Here is a 13376-nt window from a genome sequence, read left to right as displayed (position 1 = left end):
GGCTATGCCCATGTCCGCGTCGACCACGGTCGCGACGAATTCGCCCGTGGCGAGGTCCATATCAACGGCATCGAGGCCTTCTGGGGCTACGCCAAAACCCGCCTCGCCCGCTTCCGCGGCCTAAGCCCCAAAACCTTCCCCTTGCACCTCAAGGAATGCGAGTTCAGATACAACAATCGCGGCAAGAACCTGACCAGGATCCTGCTCAAAATCTGCCGCGAAAACCCGCTCTCCTAGTCAAGACCCTTTCGCATTTTTCTGCGGAACCGAAATCCGGCTTTCGCGTTACCTGTGGGATACGCGAGCCGTCCCCTCGTTCGGTATCTCTGCTCCGGTCGCGTGATTGACGTCGCTGGGGTGCCTGTCTCTGACTGCGCCGATGAGCATCATCCCCTGCTCATCGGCGTTTTTTCATATCAGGGGGCGTCTTTCCAGCGGTTCGGGTGCGGTGCCGGCATAATCGGCCAAGGCCTGCCGGTTGGGGATCGACAACAGCCCCGAGGACCATTGCGCCAGGTCCAGGTCGCGCAGCTTTGCGATGGTCTTGTTGGTATGGACCAGCGACAGCCCGAGAGCATCTGCCAGATCCTGCTGGCGGAAGGCGAGGGGCACGGTGGTCTTGTTGCCCAGACCCACGGCGCGCAGGCGGTGGTGCAGGCGCAGGAAGGCCCAGGCCACGCGCTGGCCGGCATCGCGCTGGCCAAGGGTGGCGATGGTTTCGCCGAGGAAATGCTCCTCCACCGCGGCGATCCAGGTCACGTCATAGGCGCGTTCGGGATGTGACTTGAATATGTTCCAGATGTCCGAGCGGTTGAAGACACAGAGCACCATCTGCGTCGTGGCCTCCACCGAATGCTTCATCTCGCCCATCAGCGCCGCCTGAAGCCCGGTGAAATCGCCGGGGAAAAGGAAGTTGATCACCTGCCGCTCGCCGTTCTCCAGCGTCTTGTAGCGGGTGCCGGTGCCAGAGAGCACAGTGTACAACTGCGGGCTGTTGGAGCCTTCCATCAGCAGCGTGGTGCCCGGTTCGACCGACAGTTCGCCGACCTTGAAGGTCAGCATGAAGGCCAGCTCGGCCTCGGTGAAGGGGGTGAAATATTCGCATCGGCGCAGAGGGCAGTCGGTGCAGGCGATCTTCATGAAACTCTCCCTCTCGTATGTCACAGTTTAATGCACAGAAATTCAAAGCAATCCATAAGGTTTTCTCAAGCAGGGTTTTCCTGCGCCTGCAGGAGTGACGGACGTGAAAGATTCTGTAAGGATTCCAAGGAGCGGGGCCTATCTGATCGTCGTCAGTGATGTGGTCGTGGGCCAGGATCTGGCACAGGCGATCTGCGAGGATCACCCACAGGCGGAGATCGTCGTTGCGACCTCGCTGGACGAGGCGGTGGGCGCCTTGGGCGCGGTGCCCTTCGTCGGGGTCGCCTTTATTGCGGCCGAACCCGAAAAGCTCGAACGCTCGCGGCTGTACCGGGTCTTGTCCGCGCAAGGCGCGCAGGTCGTGCTGATGGGACTCTGGACCGATCAGGCGCCCAAGGCAGCGGGCTGGAAACTGCTGCCCTTCCCCTTCACCACCGATAATGTGCGCGGGCTGCTGGCCACGCGCTAGGGCAGGGGCCGGACCGAACCGCAGGACGGCCTTGGATCAAAAAGCCCCCGGACCATTGGTCCGGGGGCTTTTTCCTGTTTCAGAGGCGCCCGTCGTCTTCAGGCGTTCAGCGTCTCGGTGCTGGTGAAGAACATGGCCTGGCTCACGGCCGAGCGCACCTGATCCTCGGAATAGGGCTTGGTGATCAGGAAGGCCGGTTCGGGGCGTTCGCCGGTCAGCATCCGCTCGGGGAAGGCGGTGATGAAGATCACCGGCACCGAGTCGAAGATCTTCAGGATGTCGTTGACAGCGTCGATGCCCGAGGATTTGTCGGCCAGCTGGATATCGGCCAGGATCAGGTCGGGGCGTTCGCGTGCGGCCAGGGCATTGGCTTCGGTCCTTGTGCTGGCGATGCCGATCACCTCATGGCCCATTTCGCCGACGATGGCCGCGATATCCATCGCGATGATCGCCTCATCCTCGATGATCATCACGCGGCCCGCGATCGAGGCGGCCATTTCCTGCACCGCCTGATCGATCAGGTGGGCAACGTCCTTGGTGTCGGTCTGCATGATGGCCGCGATCTCTTTCTGGCTGAAGCCCTCGATGGAATGCAACAAGAGCGCCTCGCGCGAGCCGGGGGTCAGCCCCTCCATGTAGCCTTGCGCGATGGCCGAGAAGCGGGTGTCGGCCTCGCCCGCCGGGGCGCCGGCGCTGGCCCAGACCAGGTGAAAGGCGGCAAACAGCGCCACTTTCGGGGAATCGCTGGCCTCGAAAATGCTGGTGTCTTCCAGCACGGCCTCAAGCGTGGCGGCGGCATAGCGGTCGCCGGTGTCCTGATTGCCGGTCAGTGCGCGCGCGTAGCGGCGCAGGTAGGGAAGGTTGATGCCGATCTCCGAAGCAAGGTCACGGGTTCCCTTATCGGCTGAATTCCTGTTGGGCATTTTTTTCCCCTCCATCTCGTTTTTGCGGGAACCGAACGCGTGGATCGGTGTTTGGTTCCGTGTATAAAGGCAGCAGGCAAAAAATGTTCGGTTCCATGACCCAAGACAACTCCAAGTCCCGCTTGCAAGAGCAAATAGATAAAAATCTCAAGCGCGTCTACGAAGATGCTCTGAAGGAAGAGATACCAGACCGCTTCAAGGACCTGCTCAACCAACTGCGCCAGAAGCAGGAAAAAGGCGGGAACGCGTGATGACACAGCGGATTCAGGAAGACGTGCGCGGCGATCCCCGCGATCAACTGGTCACGCATCTGCCTGCGCTGCGGGCCTTTGCGATCAGCCTTACCCGGAACGTCACCGCTGCGGACGATCTGGTGCAGGACACCATCGTCAAGGCCTGGACCAACATCGACAAGTTCGTGGCCGACACCAATCTGCAGGCCTGGCTCTTCACCATCCTGCGCAACACCTTCTATTCCGACCTGCGCAAGAACCGCCGCGTCGTGGCCGATCCCGAAGGCATCCATGCCGGCAGCCTCTTCGTGCGCCCCGACCACGATGGCAGGCTGACCTATGGCGAGTTTCAGGTGGCCTTCGACCAGCTGTCGCCCGAACACCGCGAAGTGCTCATCCTGGTCGGCGCCTCGGGATTTTCCTGCGAAGAGGCGGCACAGATGATGGGTGTCGCGGTCGGCACGGTCAAAAGCCGCACCAACCGGGCCCGCAAGCGTCTGAGCGAGCTCATGCATCTGGCCGATGGCGAGGATGTGCTGTCGGGCCATGACGGGGTTACCCTTTCGGTCATGGGACGCTCTGGCATTCAGGCAGCATGATCGCAGGCAGGGGCCCCGCCGTGCAACCGGGGTGGGTTCGCAGAAGTTTCGAACGGCTGAACATCCGTTTCGCTCTGGTGCTGGCCGTGGCGCTGTTGCCCTTGGGCGTGGTCTCGCTGATGCAGACCCACGTGCTGCAAAGCGAGATCCAGCAACGGACCGAAGCGGCGCTTCTGGGCGAAACCCTGCGCTCGGCCTCCGGCGAGATCGGTTCGATCCGCAATGCGCAAGGCGTGGTCGCAAGCCTCGCGGCCACGCTGACCACGCTGCCGTCGGACGAAGCGTGCGCCGACCTGATGCGCCGGACCCTGGCCCTGGTGCCGGATGCCTCCTTTGTCGGCTATTTGCCGAAAAGCGGCCTGATGACCTGCGCCTCCAACGGCAGCACGCATGATTTTGCCGGCAATCCGTTTTTTGAAAGCGTGGTGGCCGCCCAGGCCCCGAATTTCATCGTGAATCCCAATGGCCCGATGTCGGGCACCTCGATCCTCGGCGTGTCGCATCCGGTGTTCGATGCGGCGGGGGTCTACCAGGGTTACGTCACGATCTCGCTGCCCCATACCGGCTTGCAGCGGCTCGATACGCCAGCGCGCCGCGATCTGGTGGGCGAGCAAAGTGCGATCGAGTTCTGGACCTTCGACCACGACGGCGAAGTGCTGACGGCGAGCGGCGGGCTCGATCATGTGACGGCGCAGATGCCGCGCTCCCACGCGCTGACCGCCTTTGCCGACCAGCAGGAATATGTGTTCCAGGACACCTCGAACGGCGGGAACCTGCGGACCTATGCAGTGGTGCCCATCGTCAAGGGCCAGCTCTACCTGATGAGCAGCTGGGACAAGGAGCGCGGCGGGGCACAAAGCGACACCATCGTCTGGCCCTATCTGCCGGCGATCACCATGTGGATCGCCGGGCTGATCGTTGCCGCCCTCACCTCGGAACGGCTGGTGACGCGCTATATCCGCACGCTCCACCGCTCGATCCTGCGCTTTGCCCGGGGCGACCGCGGGCTGACCCGGGCCAACCTGAAATGGGCCCCGGTCGAACTGCGCGAGGTGCATGGCGCCTTTGAAAGCATGACCCGCGCCATCACCCATGGCGAGACCGAGCTGGAGGATTCGATCCACCAGAAGGAAGTGCTTCTGCGCGAGGTCCACCACCGCGTGAAGAACAACCTGCAACTGATCGCCTCGATCATGAACATCCAGATGCGCAAGGCGATCGCCCCCGAGGCCAAGGTGCTGCTGCGCGGCCTGCAGGACCGGGTGATGAGCCTCGCCACCATCCACCGCGGCCTTTACCAGACCAGCGGCCTGGCCGATGTCCGCGCCGACGAGCTGTTCCGCGACATCGTGCGCCAGATCGTCACCATGGGCAGCGCGCCGGGGCTGAAGTTCGACCTGACGCTCGACATGGACGAACTGCACCTGACGCCCGATCAGGCGGTTCCCCTGTCGCTTCTGCTGACCGAGGCGATGACCAACGCCCTGAAATACGCCGGCAGCCTGCCGGGTCAGCCGGTCGAGGTCGTCGTCCGGCTGAAAAGCGAGCCCGAGGGCGTGCAACTGATGGAAGTGATCAACACGCTTCCCGAAACCCTCGCCGAAGGCGAGGCCGTGACGCCCGCGCTGGGCCGGATCACGACCAGCACCGGGCTTGGCGATCAGCTTCTGAAGGCGTTTTCCCAGCAGATCGGCGGGACGCTGACGCGCGAGGTCATCGACGGCCGCTTCAGGCTCTCGGTCCGCTTCAAAGTGCAGTCGCTGGCGCTGGCGGAGACCTCGGACGACGCGGGCGACCCGGCGAACGAGGCGAGCTGACGGCATCCGTCCGCCGGGGATCGCCGCTTTGGGCGGCTTTCCGCCTCGCACGCCACGGCACCCCCTCGCCATCCCCTCCCGCCGGAACCACGCCCCTGCGCGCCGCGTTTGTCTGACAGGTCGCGCCAGACCGGCGCACTGTTTCATAAGAACGGAGATTGCCATGAATTGGGATCAGATCGAAGGCAAGTGGAAGCAGTACAAGGGCAAGGCCCGCGAGCAGTGGGGCAAGATCACCGATGACGAATTCGACCGTGTGGCCGGCAAGCGTGAACAGATGATCGGCCTGATCCAGGAAAAGTACGGCCACGCCAAGGCCGCGGCCGAGCGTGAAGTTGATGACTGGTCCGGCAAACTCTGAGGTCGCAAGATGTCCTATCAAAAAGCCGTAACCGAAAACCCGCGCTCTGCGCTGTTCGATGTAATGAACGGCACCCGCACCGGGATGCTGGGCCTCAATGGCAGCGCATCCGGCCTGCAGCCGATGACGCATTTCCCGGATGAGGAGGCCGGTCTGATCTGGTTCATCTCCGCCGCGGACACCGATCTGGTGCGCGAACTGGGGGCGGGGTTCGGCGCGTCCAAGATGGCGGATTACGTGCTGGTCAGCACGGACCACGATGTCCATGCCAGCATCCGGGGCACCCTGGCCCGGGTGAAGGACGAGGCGAAGCTCGACGCGCTCTGGTCGCCGATGATCGGCGCCTGGTTCAAGGAGGGGCCTCACGACCCGCGCGTCACCCTCCTGTGCTTCACGCCGGAGGTGGCGGAGATCTGGGCCTCGACCACCTCGACCCTCAAGTTCGGGTTCGAGATGATCCGGGCCAATCTCTCGGCCGAGCACAGCCCCGACGTGGGCGCCCATGCCGTGGTGAATTTTCACACCCCGGTCTGATCGCCCCGAACGATCCCCCGCTATCACGACCAGAAGGCGCGCAGATCCTGCGCGCCTTTTGCCATGCCCGGCGCGAGGCGGCACAGACCACTCGGGGCTGGGTGTGCGGGTGCAGGGTGAACCAGTGGTAAGGGCCTAGGGGAGCCTGCAACGCAGGACGAGGGTGGCGGATTGGACTTGCTCGCCGCCGTGGCGGGGAAAAAGGGGCGGTCACGCAATGGCCGCCGATCAGAAAGGAAAGGGCGGACCATCCGGCGACGGCCCGCCGCAGATTGTGAAAAAAGGGGACAATCTTGCGATTGCCCCCCGGTCTGAAAATGGCTTGCTAGAATAACGCGTAACGTCTTACTTGTAGGTCTTGGCCTTGGACGAGCGCATCCAGGTCACCAGGCTGATGCCGAGGATGGCGGCCAAGGCCGAGCCGGCGATCAGCACTTCGGGCTTGCGGCGGGCAAAGCTGCGCACGTTGGAATCGGCCAGACGCAGGCTGCGCACGGCGATTTCGGCAAAGTCGGAGGCCAGCTCGCTGCCGCGCTGGGTGGCGGCGTGGCCCAGATCCTCGGCCCGGCTCTGCAGGTGGCGCGCGGTCTCGCCCGCGACATCCCGCGCCTTCAGCGCGCTCTGCACCAGCTCTTCCGTCTTGGGGGCGATCACATTCTCGACGACCGAAGCGGCGCTGGAGCGCAGGGATTTCACGGTCTCGGAGTTCTCGATGGAGGTCTGCAGGGTCATGATGTCTTCCTTTGTCGGTTCGGGTTAGAGGCGCGCGTGATGCGCCTTTCGGGCAATGGGCGCGTGGGGGGCGGGTGGTCTGCCGAGGGTTGCGGAATGGTCCGCTGTCCCCGATGCAGGCGCATCTTGCCGTCCCTTCACTGCGCCGGGACTATGCAGGAAGAACGCCCGCAACAGCGATCCGGTTCCCGGAAATCGAGGCCGGATCAACAGGTTTGCCCGCGCTGTCGGCGGCATTTCCGGCCTTGCTTGCGGCCGGTGATTAACGGTCGGCCTGCGGGAACCGAAGCAGGGGCGGGGCGTTGATCCCTCATAACGTGGCAGGCGTGCGCGCCCCACATCTCACTTGAAGGAGTATCGTTATGCTTGGATGGGCTCTTACGTTTCTTGTCGTCGCGCTGATCGCCGCCGCGCTGGGCTTTGGCGGCATTGCCGGTGCCTCCGCCGGTATCGCTCAGATCCTGTTTGTCATCTTCCTGGTGCTGTTCGTCGTGGCGATGATCGCCCGGGCCCTGCGGGGTCGCCCGCCGGTCTGACCCGTTCAGGCAAGGCAGGTCCACAGGACAAAGGCGCCTCGACCACCGGTCGGGGCGCCTTTTGCTTTGCGTGGCCCCTGAAGGCACACCGGCACCCTGACAGCGGGAAATCGAAAACGCCCCGCAGGATCTGCGGGGCGTTCTGCTTACGGGTATCTCAAGAGGTCAGGCGCGCAGGCCGAAGGCCTGGGCCGCCAGATCGCGCATCGAGAAACTCGTCCGCCGCCGCGCCGCGCGTCGCGCGATCATGGCCGTGGTGATCAGCGTCGTGCCGTTCGGGGTGACGCGGAACCAGCGGGCGTCCTCCTCGGGGTCCTCGCCCACCACAAGGCCATCTGGCAGGGCGGTGGCCGGGGCCACGACGCAATCGGTCAGCCGCACTCCGGGCGAGACGCGCGCGCCGGGCATCAGGACGGACCGGTCCAGCACGGCCCAGCGCGCCGGGTCATCGGCGCGCAGCACCGGCGACAGGATGCGGATGCCGCCGGTGTTCAGCTCGGCGCCAAAACGGCTGCGCAGCATGGTGACATCGGGCGCAATCCGGCGGGTCAGACCGGGCGGCAGCGGGCGGGCACAGGGCGTCACCCGGTCGGAGAAATCCAGAGAGGCGAGGCGGAAGGCATCCAGCGTGCCGACATCGCGCCAATAGGGCGTCTGCCCGCGCGCGTCACGCCAGACGAAGACGCCGGCCAGCCCAAGCGCCACGGCATGCGGCAGCACATCGTGGCCAAAGTCGTGCATCGTGACCTGCTGGGTCAGAAGGGCGCGCAGCCAGCGCCAGGAAAACACATAGACCCCCATGCTCGCCAGCGAGAGGCCGGGTTCGTTGCGCATCTCCGCCGGACGCGCCGGCTTTTCGTGAAAGGCCGCGATGCCGCCGGAAAGGCCGGGCGTGATGATGCCAAAGCCGCTGGCCTCGGCCACCGGAACCGGCAGGGCGGCCACCGTCACCTTGGCCCCCGAGGCGCGGTGTGCCGCAATCATCGGGGTGTAGTCCATCTGATAGATGTGATCGCCAGCCAGCACGAGCACCTCGCGCGCCTCCATCGCATCCAGCGCCGCGATATTGGCGCGCAGCGCGTCCGCCGTGCCGGCATAGCCCGCAGCGCCCACCACATGCCGCGCCTCGCGCAGCACGAGGCCAGCCTCCGGGAAGGCCGGCAGCCAGACCGTGTTGAGGTGTCGCGACAGGGTGCCGGGCTGGTACTGGGTGGCCACCAGCATCCGCGTCACACCGGAGGCCACGACATTGGCCACAGTGAAATCGACGATCCGGTGCATCCGGCCGAAATGGAGCGCCGGTTTGCACTCCGCCTGGGTCAGCTCGTGCAGGCGCGCGCCCTGGCCGCCGGCCAGAAGGAAAGCCACTGTCTTTGACAGGTCAATCTGGGGAGAAGCGGAGGAGGACACAGGCGGCATCTTCAGGTTCCTTCGGCTTGGATGGCGCGGATCAACCCAGCACTGCGGCAAAGGTTCCTTGGCGACACCAGATTTTGCGTGTGAACCTGGGCCGAAAACCGCCGATCGCGGCGGCGCCGATCGGCCCCGGCGCCGGGGCGCGATCCGCAGCCCGAAAGCACCAGCGTCGCGGGCAATTTTCATCCGCGGCGGAACCGCTGCCCTTTTGCTGACGTTGAGGCTGCAATCGCTCCGCAAGCCCCCTCGGGGCCGGTCCCTGCCGGTCCCTTCGCGGGTGCGCCGGGCCGCATCAAGGAATTCTCTTCATGCCCGACAGCCGCTTTGAGCCGTTTTCCATCGACCGCGCCGCCTCGCGTCCCGACACGCTGGGGGCGGAATATGACGGCGCGGGGGTGAATTTTGCCCTGTATTCCGCCCATGCCACCCGGGTGGAGCTGTGCTTTTTCACCGAGGACGGCCGCCATGAGATCGACCGCGTCGATCTGCCGATGCATGAGGGCGAGATCTGGTTCGGCTATGTGCCGGGCGTGGCGCCGGGGCAGGTCTATGGCTACCGGGTGCACGGGCCGCATGCGCCGGAGGCCGGCCACCGCTTCAACCCCGCCAAACTGCTGATCGACCCCTATGCCCGTGAATTGCGCGGTGCGCTGGTCTGGGATGACGCCCTCTTCGGCTACAAGGTCGGCCAGGATGATCTGAGCCTCGACACCCGCGACAGCGCCCCCTTCATGCCCAAGGCCGTTGTGGTGGACCCGAGCTTTGACTGGGATATCGACAAGGCGCTTCTGACCCGCTGGGAAGACAGCGTGATCTACGAGGCCCATGTCAAAGGCCTGACCCGCAACAACCCCGCCGTCCCCGAGACACTGCGCGGCACCTTCGAGGGGCTGGCCCATCCCGAGGTCATCGCCCACCTGCAACGCATCGGTGTGACGGCGGTGGAGCTTTTGCCGATCCATGCTTTCGTCCAGGACCGCCACCTGCTGGAAAAGGGCCTGTCGAACTACTGGGGTTACAACTCGCTCGGCTTTTTCGCGCCCCATGCCGATTACCTGAAATCCGGCTCGGTGCGCGAGGTGAAGGAGGCGGTCAAACGTTTTCACGCGGCGGGGATCGAGGTGATCCTGGATGTCGTCTACAACCACACCGCCGAGGGCAACGAGATGGGGCCGACCCTGTCGTTCCGCGGCATCGACAATGCCTCTTATTACCTGCTGTCGCCCGACAGCCCGCGCCACAGCTTCGACACCACGGGCTGCGGCAACACGCTCAACATCGACAACCCGACCGTCCTGCGCATGGTGCTCGACAGCCTGCGCTATTGGGTGCAGGTCTGCCATGTCGACGGCTTCCGCTTTGACCTTGCCGCAACGCTGGGCCGGGAATCCTTTGGTTTTGAGCGTGACGGCACCTTTTTTGCCGCGATGAAGCAGGACCCGATCCTGTCGACGGTCAAGCTGATCGCCGAGCCTTGGGATATCGGCGCGGGCGGCTATCAGGTCGGCGGCTTCCCCTGGCCCTTCCGCGAGTGGAACGACAAGTTCCGCGACGACACCCGCGCCTTCTGGCGGCGCGACAAGGGCCTCTTGCCCGCTATGCCGGAGCGGCTTTTGGGTTCGCCGGTCCAGTTCAACCATTCCGGCCGGCCCGCGACCTCCTCGGTCAACTTCCTGGCCGCCCATGATGGTTTCACCCTGTGGGACACGCTGTCCTACTCCGACAAGCACAATGCGGCGAACGGCGAAGACGGGCGCGACGGGCATGACAACAACCTGTCCGACAATCTGGGCGCCGAAGGCCCGACCGAGGATGTCGGCATCAATGAGGCGCGCCTGCGACGGGCCAAGGCGATGCTCGCCACGCTGATGCTGTCGCAGGGCGTGCCGATGCTGCTGGCCGGCGATGAATTCGGCCAAAGCCAGCAGGGCAACAACAACGCCTATTGCCAGGACAACGAGACCGCCTGGCTCGACTGGGCCAAGGCGGACGGGCGGCTGATTGCGGCCGTGGCCAGCCTCACCGCGCTGCGGCGGCAAACCGGCCTGTCGCAGGGCCAGTTCGGCGACGGCACGCCGGGCTCCCTGGCCCCGGTTGCGAGCTGGCTGCACCCCGAAGGCCGCGCCATGACCGATGAGGACTGGCAAAACCCCGACGCGACCTGTCTGGGCCTGCACCTGTCAGGCGCCGGGTCGGACCTTCTGATCCTGCTCAACGCCGGCGATGACACCCGCTTTGTCCTGCCCGAGGGGCGCTGGCAGGCCCTGATCGACACCGCCGCCGAAGATATCGCGGTCAGCGGCACGCCGGAGGGTGCTGTCGATATGGGCTGGCAATCGGTACAGGTCTATAAGGCGGTCTGACCGCCTGTCGCCGCACGTTCACCACCCGCTTCTCCGCTTCGCCTTCGTTCGCATCTTTCCCGCGCCCACCTCGCCCTCAGCATTCGGAGCCGACATGACCGATCCCGCCCTTCTCGCCGTTCTGACCATGATTGCCGGGGCGCTTTTCTGCGCTGCCGTCGGATTGGCGCGCGCCCCGGCTCTTCAGGCCGCGCTGGTCCGGTGCGCCGCCCCGGTCTGCCGTCGCCCGGTGCGCCGGTGTGACCTGTGACGCGTCCTGCGCTGGAGGGCGCGGATTTCGTGCCGGCGCAACTCGCCCGACAGACGCTGAGCGCGCCGGAGGCCGAGGTGACCGGCTGGCGCGCCCGCAAGATCACGCTGCCGACCCTCGCCACGATCGCGGCCGTCATCGCCGCGGTCTATTTTGCCAAGGACGTGGTGCTACCCTTGGCCATCGCGACGCTGATCGCCTTCGCGCTGTCGCCGCCGGTGTCGCGGTTGCGCAAGATGGGGGTGCCGAACATTCCTGCGGTGCTTTTGGTCGTCTGCGTGGCCTTTATCGCCATCGCGATCTTCATGCTGATCGTGGGCTCGCAATTGTCCACGCTGGCGCAGAACCTGCCGACCTTTCAGGCCAATATCATCCACAAGCTTGACACCCTGCGCGAGGCGGGGGGCCATAACAGCATCCTGGGCCGCATCGGCCAGATGATCACCACGATCAACAACGAGGTCGGTGGCGGCGGCAGCACCCCGCCTTCCGCCACCCAGCCCACCGGCAGCACCGCCCCCGCGGCGCCGGCGCCCCTGTCGGTGCAGATGGTGGATTCGCAGCGCCCGCTGACGATCCTGCGCGATGTGGTTCTGCCCCTGCTCAGCCCGATCGCGACGGTCGGTCTGGTCATCGTGGTCGTGATCTTCATGCTGCTGGAGCGCGACGACCTGCGCGACCGCTTCATCCGTCTGGTCGGCTCGAACGACCTGCACCGCACGACGCAAGTTCTCAGCGATGCCGGCGACCGGGTGGCGCAGTACCTTCTGGTGCAGCTTCTGGTCAACGTGATCTACGCTTTGCCCATCGGCCTTGGCCTGTTCCTGATCGGGGTGCCCAATGCGGTGCTTTGGGGGCTTCTGACGCTGGTCCTGCGCTTTGTGCCCTATATCGGCTCGTTTCTTGCGGCGGCCTTCCCTCTGTTCCTGGCCTTTGCCGTCTCGCCCGACTGGTCGGCGGTCCTGTGGACCATCGCGCTCTTCGGCACGGTCGAGCTGGTGACCTCCAACGTGATCGAGCCCTGGCTTTATGGCTCGCGCACCGGGATCAGCCCTCTTGGCATCATCGTCTCGGCGGTGTTCTGGACCTGGCTCTGGGGGCCCCTGGGGCTGGTTCTGTCCACGCCCCTGACGGTCTGCCTTGTGGTTCTGGGCCGCCACATGCCACAGTTCGAGCTTTTCGACATCCTTCTGGGCGATGAACCGGCGCTGGCGCCGCATTCGCGTCTGTACCAGCGCCTTCTGGTCGGCGATGTGGCCGAGGCCGCCGTTCTGGCCGAAGAGGCGCTGGAGACCCAGTTCCTGTCCGAGTTCTACCGCGACACCGGCATTCCCGCCCTGCAGATCGCCCAGCACGACCATTTGCGCGGTGTGCTGAAATCCGAGCAGCAGACCCGGCTGGCCGGGGCGGTGCAGCAGATGGTGGCCAACCTGTCGGACGCCGCAGAGGAAGAGGTGGTCGAGGCGCAGAAGGCCGATGCCGACCCGCAGGGCACGGCGCTGGACGGGGCGGGCTTTCGCGTGCTCTGCATGGGGGCGCGCAGCGATCTCGATGATGCGGCCGCAGCCATGCTGGCGCAGGTCTTGCGGACCCACGGCGCCGGGGCCAGCTTTCAGACCCATCACGACCTGACACTGGCCAATTTCGAGGCCTTGTCGGCCGCGGGCCTGAACTGCGTAATCTTCAGCTTTCTGGACACCGAACCCTCGCGCGCCTCTTTCCTGCACATCCGCCGCATCAAGCGCGCGATGCCTGGGCTGCGCGTCGGGGTGGTGATCTGGCAGGACACGCCCGAAGAGACCGACAAGGGCCAGGACAGCGGCATGCTGCCGCCGGTGACCGAGGCGACCCTGCAGCAGGCGCGCGAGATCGGCGCCGACTTCGCCGTCCGCTCGATGGACGACGCCTGCAAGGCGGCCTTCACCGAGGCTCCCGCCGTGCCGCTGACCCCGCGGCCAAGACGCGCCGCCTTGGGCTACGGGGCGCGGCCCGCGGCCTGATCC

15 protein-coding genes are annotated in these 13376 nt (G+C 65.4%); 11 read left to right on the top strand and 4 right to left on the bottom strand.

Annotation, left to right across the window (positions count from 1 at the left end):
• On the top strand, positions 1-237 hold a 237-nt coding region (locus AC1DVR_RS14310), incomplete at its 5' end, for a transposase (protein ID WP_478001260.1).
• A gap of 174 nt (positions 238-411) precedes the next feature.
• Here the strand turns inward: AC1DVR_RS14310 and AC1DVR_RS14305 are convergent.
• Positions 412-1140, bottom strand: a complete 729-nt coding sequence (locus AC1DVR_RS14305; RefSeq protein WP_478001259.1) for a Crp/Fnr family transcriptional regulator — start codon at positions 1138-1140, stop codon at positions 412-414.
• Between the two features lie 103 nt (positions 1141-1243).
• On the opposite strand from AC1DVR_RS14305, the gene AC1DVR_RS14300 reads away from it, so the two are divergent.
• Positions 1244-1609: a hypothetical protein gene (locus AC1DVR_RS14300; protein ID WP_478001258.1), complete on the top strand. Its 366-nt coding sequence runs from the start codon at positions 1244-1246 to the stop codon at positions 1607-1609.
• 98 nt (positions 1610-1707) lie between these two features.
• On the opposite strand, the gene AC1DVR_RS14295 is transcribed toward AC1DVR_RS14300, so the two are convergent.
• Positions 1708-2532 carry a response regulator gene (locus tag AC1DVR_RS14295; protein WP_478001257.1) on the bottom strand — a complete coding sequence of 275 codons (825 nt, stop codon included), beginning with the start codon at positions 2530-2532 and terminating at the stop codon, positions 1708-1710.
• An 83-nt stretch (positions 2533-2615) separates the two neighbouring features.
• On the opposite strand from AC1DVR_RS14295, the gene AC1DVR_RS14290 reads away from it, so the two are divergent.
• From AC1DVR_RS14290 to AC1DVR_RS14270, 5 genes are all read left to right on the top strand, one after another.
• Positions 2616-2783 (top strand): NepR family anti-sigma factor, encoded by a 168-nt coding sequence (locus tag AC1DVR_RS14290; RefSeq protein ID WP_478001256.1) that lies wholly within the window; start codon positions 2616-2618, stop codon positions 2781-2783.
• Entirely contained in the window at positions 2783-3364 is a 582-nt protein-coding gene (locus AC1DVR_RS14285; protein WP_478001255.1) for an RNA polymerase sigma factor, read from the top strand. Before AC1DVR_RS14290 ends, AC1DVR_RS14285 begins: the two co-directional genes overlap by 1 nt.
• Positions 3365-3384: 20 nt before the next feature.
• Complete coding sequence (locus AC1DVR_RS14280; RefSeq protein WP_478001254.1) at positions 3385-5181, top strand: sensor histidine kinase; 1797 nt, start codon at positions 3385-3387, stop codon at positions 5179-5181.
• Positions 5182-5344: 163 nt separating this feature from the next.
• Complete coding sequence (locus AC1DVR_RS14275) at positions 5345-5542, top strand: CsbD family protein (protein ID WP_478001253.1); 198 nt, start codon at positions 5345-5347, stop codon at positions 5540-5542.
• Positions 5543-5551: 9 nt separating this feature from the next.
• On the top strand, positions 5552-6076 hold the full coding sequence (locus AC1DVR_RS14270) for a pyridoxamine 5'-phosphate oxidase family protein (RefSeq protein ID WP_478001252.1): 525 nt from the start codon (positions 5552-5554) through the stop codon (positions 6074-6076).
• Between the two features lie 345 nt (positions 6077-6421).
• Here AC1DVR_RS14270 and AC1DVR_RS14265 read toward each other — a convergent pair whose 3' ends face one another.
• Positions 6422-6808: a hypothetical protein gene (locus AC1DVR_RS14265; protein WP_478001251.1), complete on the bottom strand. Its 387-nt coding sequence runs from the start codon at positions 6806-6808 to the stop codon at positions 6422-6424.
• 362 nt (positions 6809-7170) lie between these two features.
• Between AC1DVR_RS14265 and AC1DVR_RS14260 the strand changes: the two genes are divergently transcribed.
• Positions 7171-7344: a DUF1328 domain-containing protein gene (locus tag AC1DVR_RS14260; protein WP_478001250.1), complete on the top strand. Its 174-nt coding sequence runs from the start codon at positions 7171-7173 to the stop codon at positions 7342-7344.
• A gap of 165 nt (positions 7345-7509) precedes the next feature.
• Here AC1DVR_RS14260 and AC1DVR_RS14255 read toward each other — a convergent pair whose 3' ends face one another.
• Complete coding sequence (locus tag AC1DVR_RS14255) at positions 7510-8763, bottom strand: sugar phosphate nucleotidyltransferase (RefSeq protein WP_478001249.1); 1254 nt, start codon at positions 8761-8763, stop codon at positions 7510-7512.
• 305 nt (positions 8764-9068) lie between these two features.
• On the opposite strand from AC1DVR_RS14255, the gene glgX reads away from it, so the two are divergent.
• The 3 genes from glgX (at position 9069) to AC1DVR_RS14240 (ending at position 13373) form a co-directional block, all read left to right on the top strand.
• Positions 9069-11123 carry a glycogen debranching protein GlgX gene (gene glgX / locus AC1DVR_RS14250; protein WP_478001248.1) on the top strand — a complete coding sequence of 685 codons (2055 nt, stop codon included), beginning with the start codon at positions 9069-9071 and terminating at the stop codon, positions 11121-11123.
• Positions 11124-11217: 94 nt separating this feature from the next.
• Complete coding sequence (locus AC1DVR_RS14245) at positions 11218-11373, top strand: hypothetical protein (RefSeq protein WP_478001247.1); 156 nt, start codon at positions 11218-11220, stop codon at positions 11371-11373.
• A complete protein-coding gene (locus AC1DVR_RS14240) occupies positions 11370-13373 on the top strand; it encodes an AI-2E family transporter (RefSeq protein WP_478001246.1) in 2004 nt (667 codons plus the stop codon). Before AC1DVR_RS14245 ends, AC1DVR_RS14240 begins: the two co-directional genes overlap by 4 nt.
• Positions 13374-13376 lie beyond the last annotated feature (3 nt).

The sequence above is a fragment of the Rhodobacter sp. P2_H5 genome (genome assembly GCF_056403335.1).
Note: the sequence above shows the minus strand (reverse complement) of the source record. Positions and strands in the feature narration are given on the sequence as shown.

Excerpts from the sequence above, each read along its gene's own strand:
- AC1DVR_RS14305 (WP_478001259.1), bottom strand. The coding sequence starts at position 1,140 with ATGAAGATCGCCTGCACCGACTGCCCTCTGCGCCGATGCGAATATTTC.
- AC1DVR_RS14295 (WP_478001257.1), bottom strand. The coding sequence starts at position 2,532 with ATGCCCAACAGGAATTCAGCCGATAAGGGAACCCGTGACCTTGCTTCG.
- AC1DVR_RS14290 (WP_478001256.1), top strand. The coding sequence starts at position 2,616 with ATGTTCGGTTCCATGACCCAAGACAACTCCAAGTCCCGCTTGCAAGAG.
- AC1DVR_RS14285 (WP_478001255.1), top strand. The coding sequence starts at position 2,783 with ATGACACAGCGGATTCAGGAAGACGTGCGCGGCGATCCCCGCGATCAA.
- AC1DVR_RS14275 (WP_478001253.1), top strand. The coding sequence starts at position 5,345 with ATGAATTGGGATCAGATCGAAGGCAAGTGGAAGCAGTACAAGGGCAAG.
- AC1DVR_RS14270 (WP_478001252.1), top strand. The coding sequence starts at position 5,552 with ATGTCCTATCAAAAAGCCGTAACCGAAAACCCGCGCTCTGCGCTGTTC.
- AC1DVR_RS14265 (WP_478001251.1), bottom strand. The coding sequence starts at position 6,808 with ATGACCCTGCAGACCTCCATCGAGAACTCCGAGACCGTGAAATCCCTG.
- AC1DVR_RS14260 (WP_478001250.1), top strand. The coding sequence starts at position 7,171 with ATGCTTGGATGGGCTCTTACGTTTCTTGTCGTCGCGCTGATCGCCGCC.
- AC1DVR_RS14255 (WP_478001249.1), bottom strand. The coding sequence starts at position 8,763 with ATGCCGCCTGTGTCCTCCTCCGCTTCTCCCCAGATTGACCTGTCAAAG.
- glgX (WP_478001248.1), top strand. The coding sequence starts at position 9,069 with ATGCCCGACAGCCGCTTTGAGCCGTTTTCCATCGACCGCGCCGCCTCG.
- AC1DVR_RS14245 (WP_478001247.1), top strand. The coding sequence starts at position 11,218 with ATGACCGATCCCGCCCTTCTCGCCGTTCTGACCATGATTGCCGGGGCG.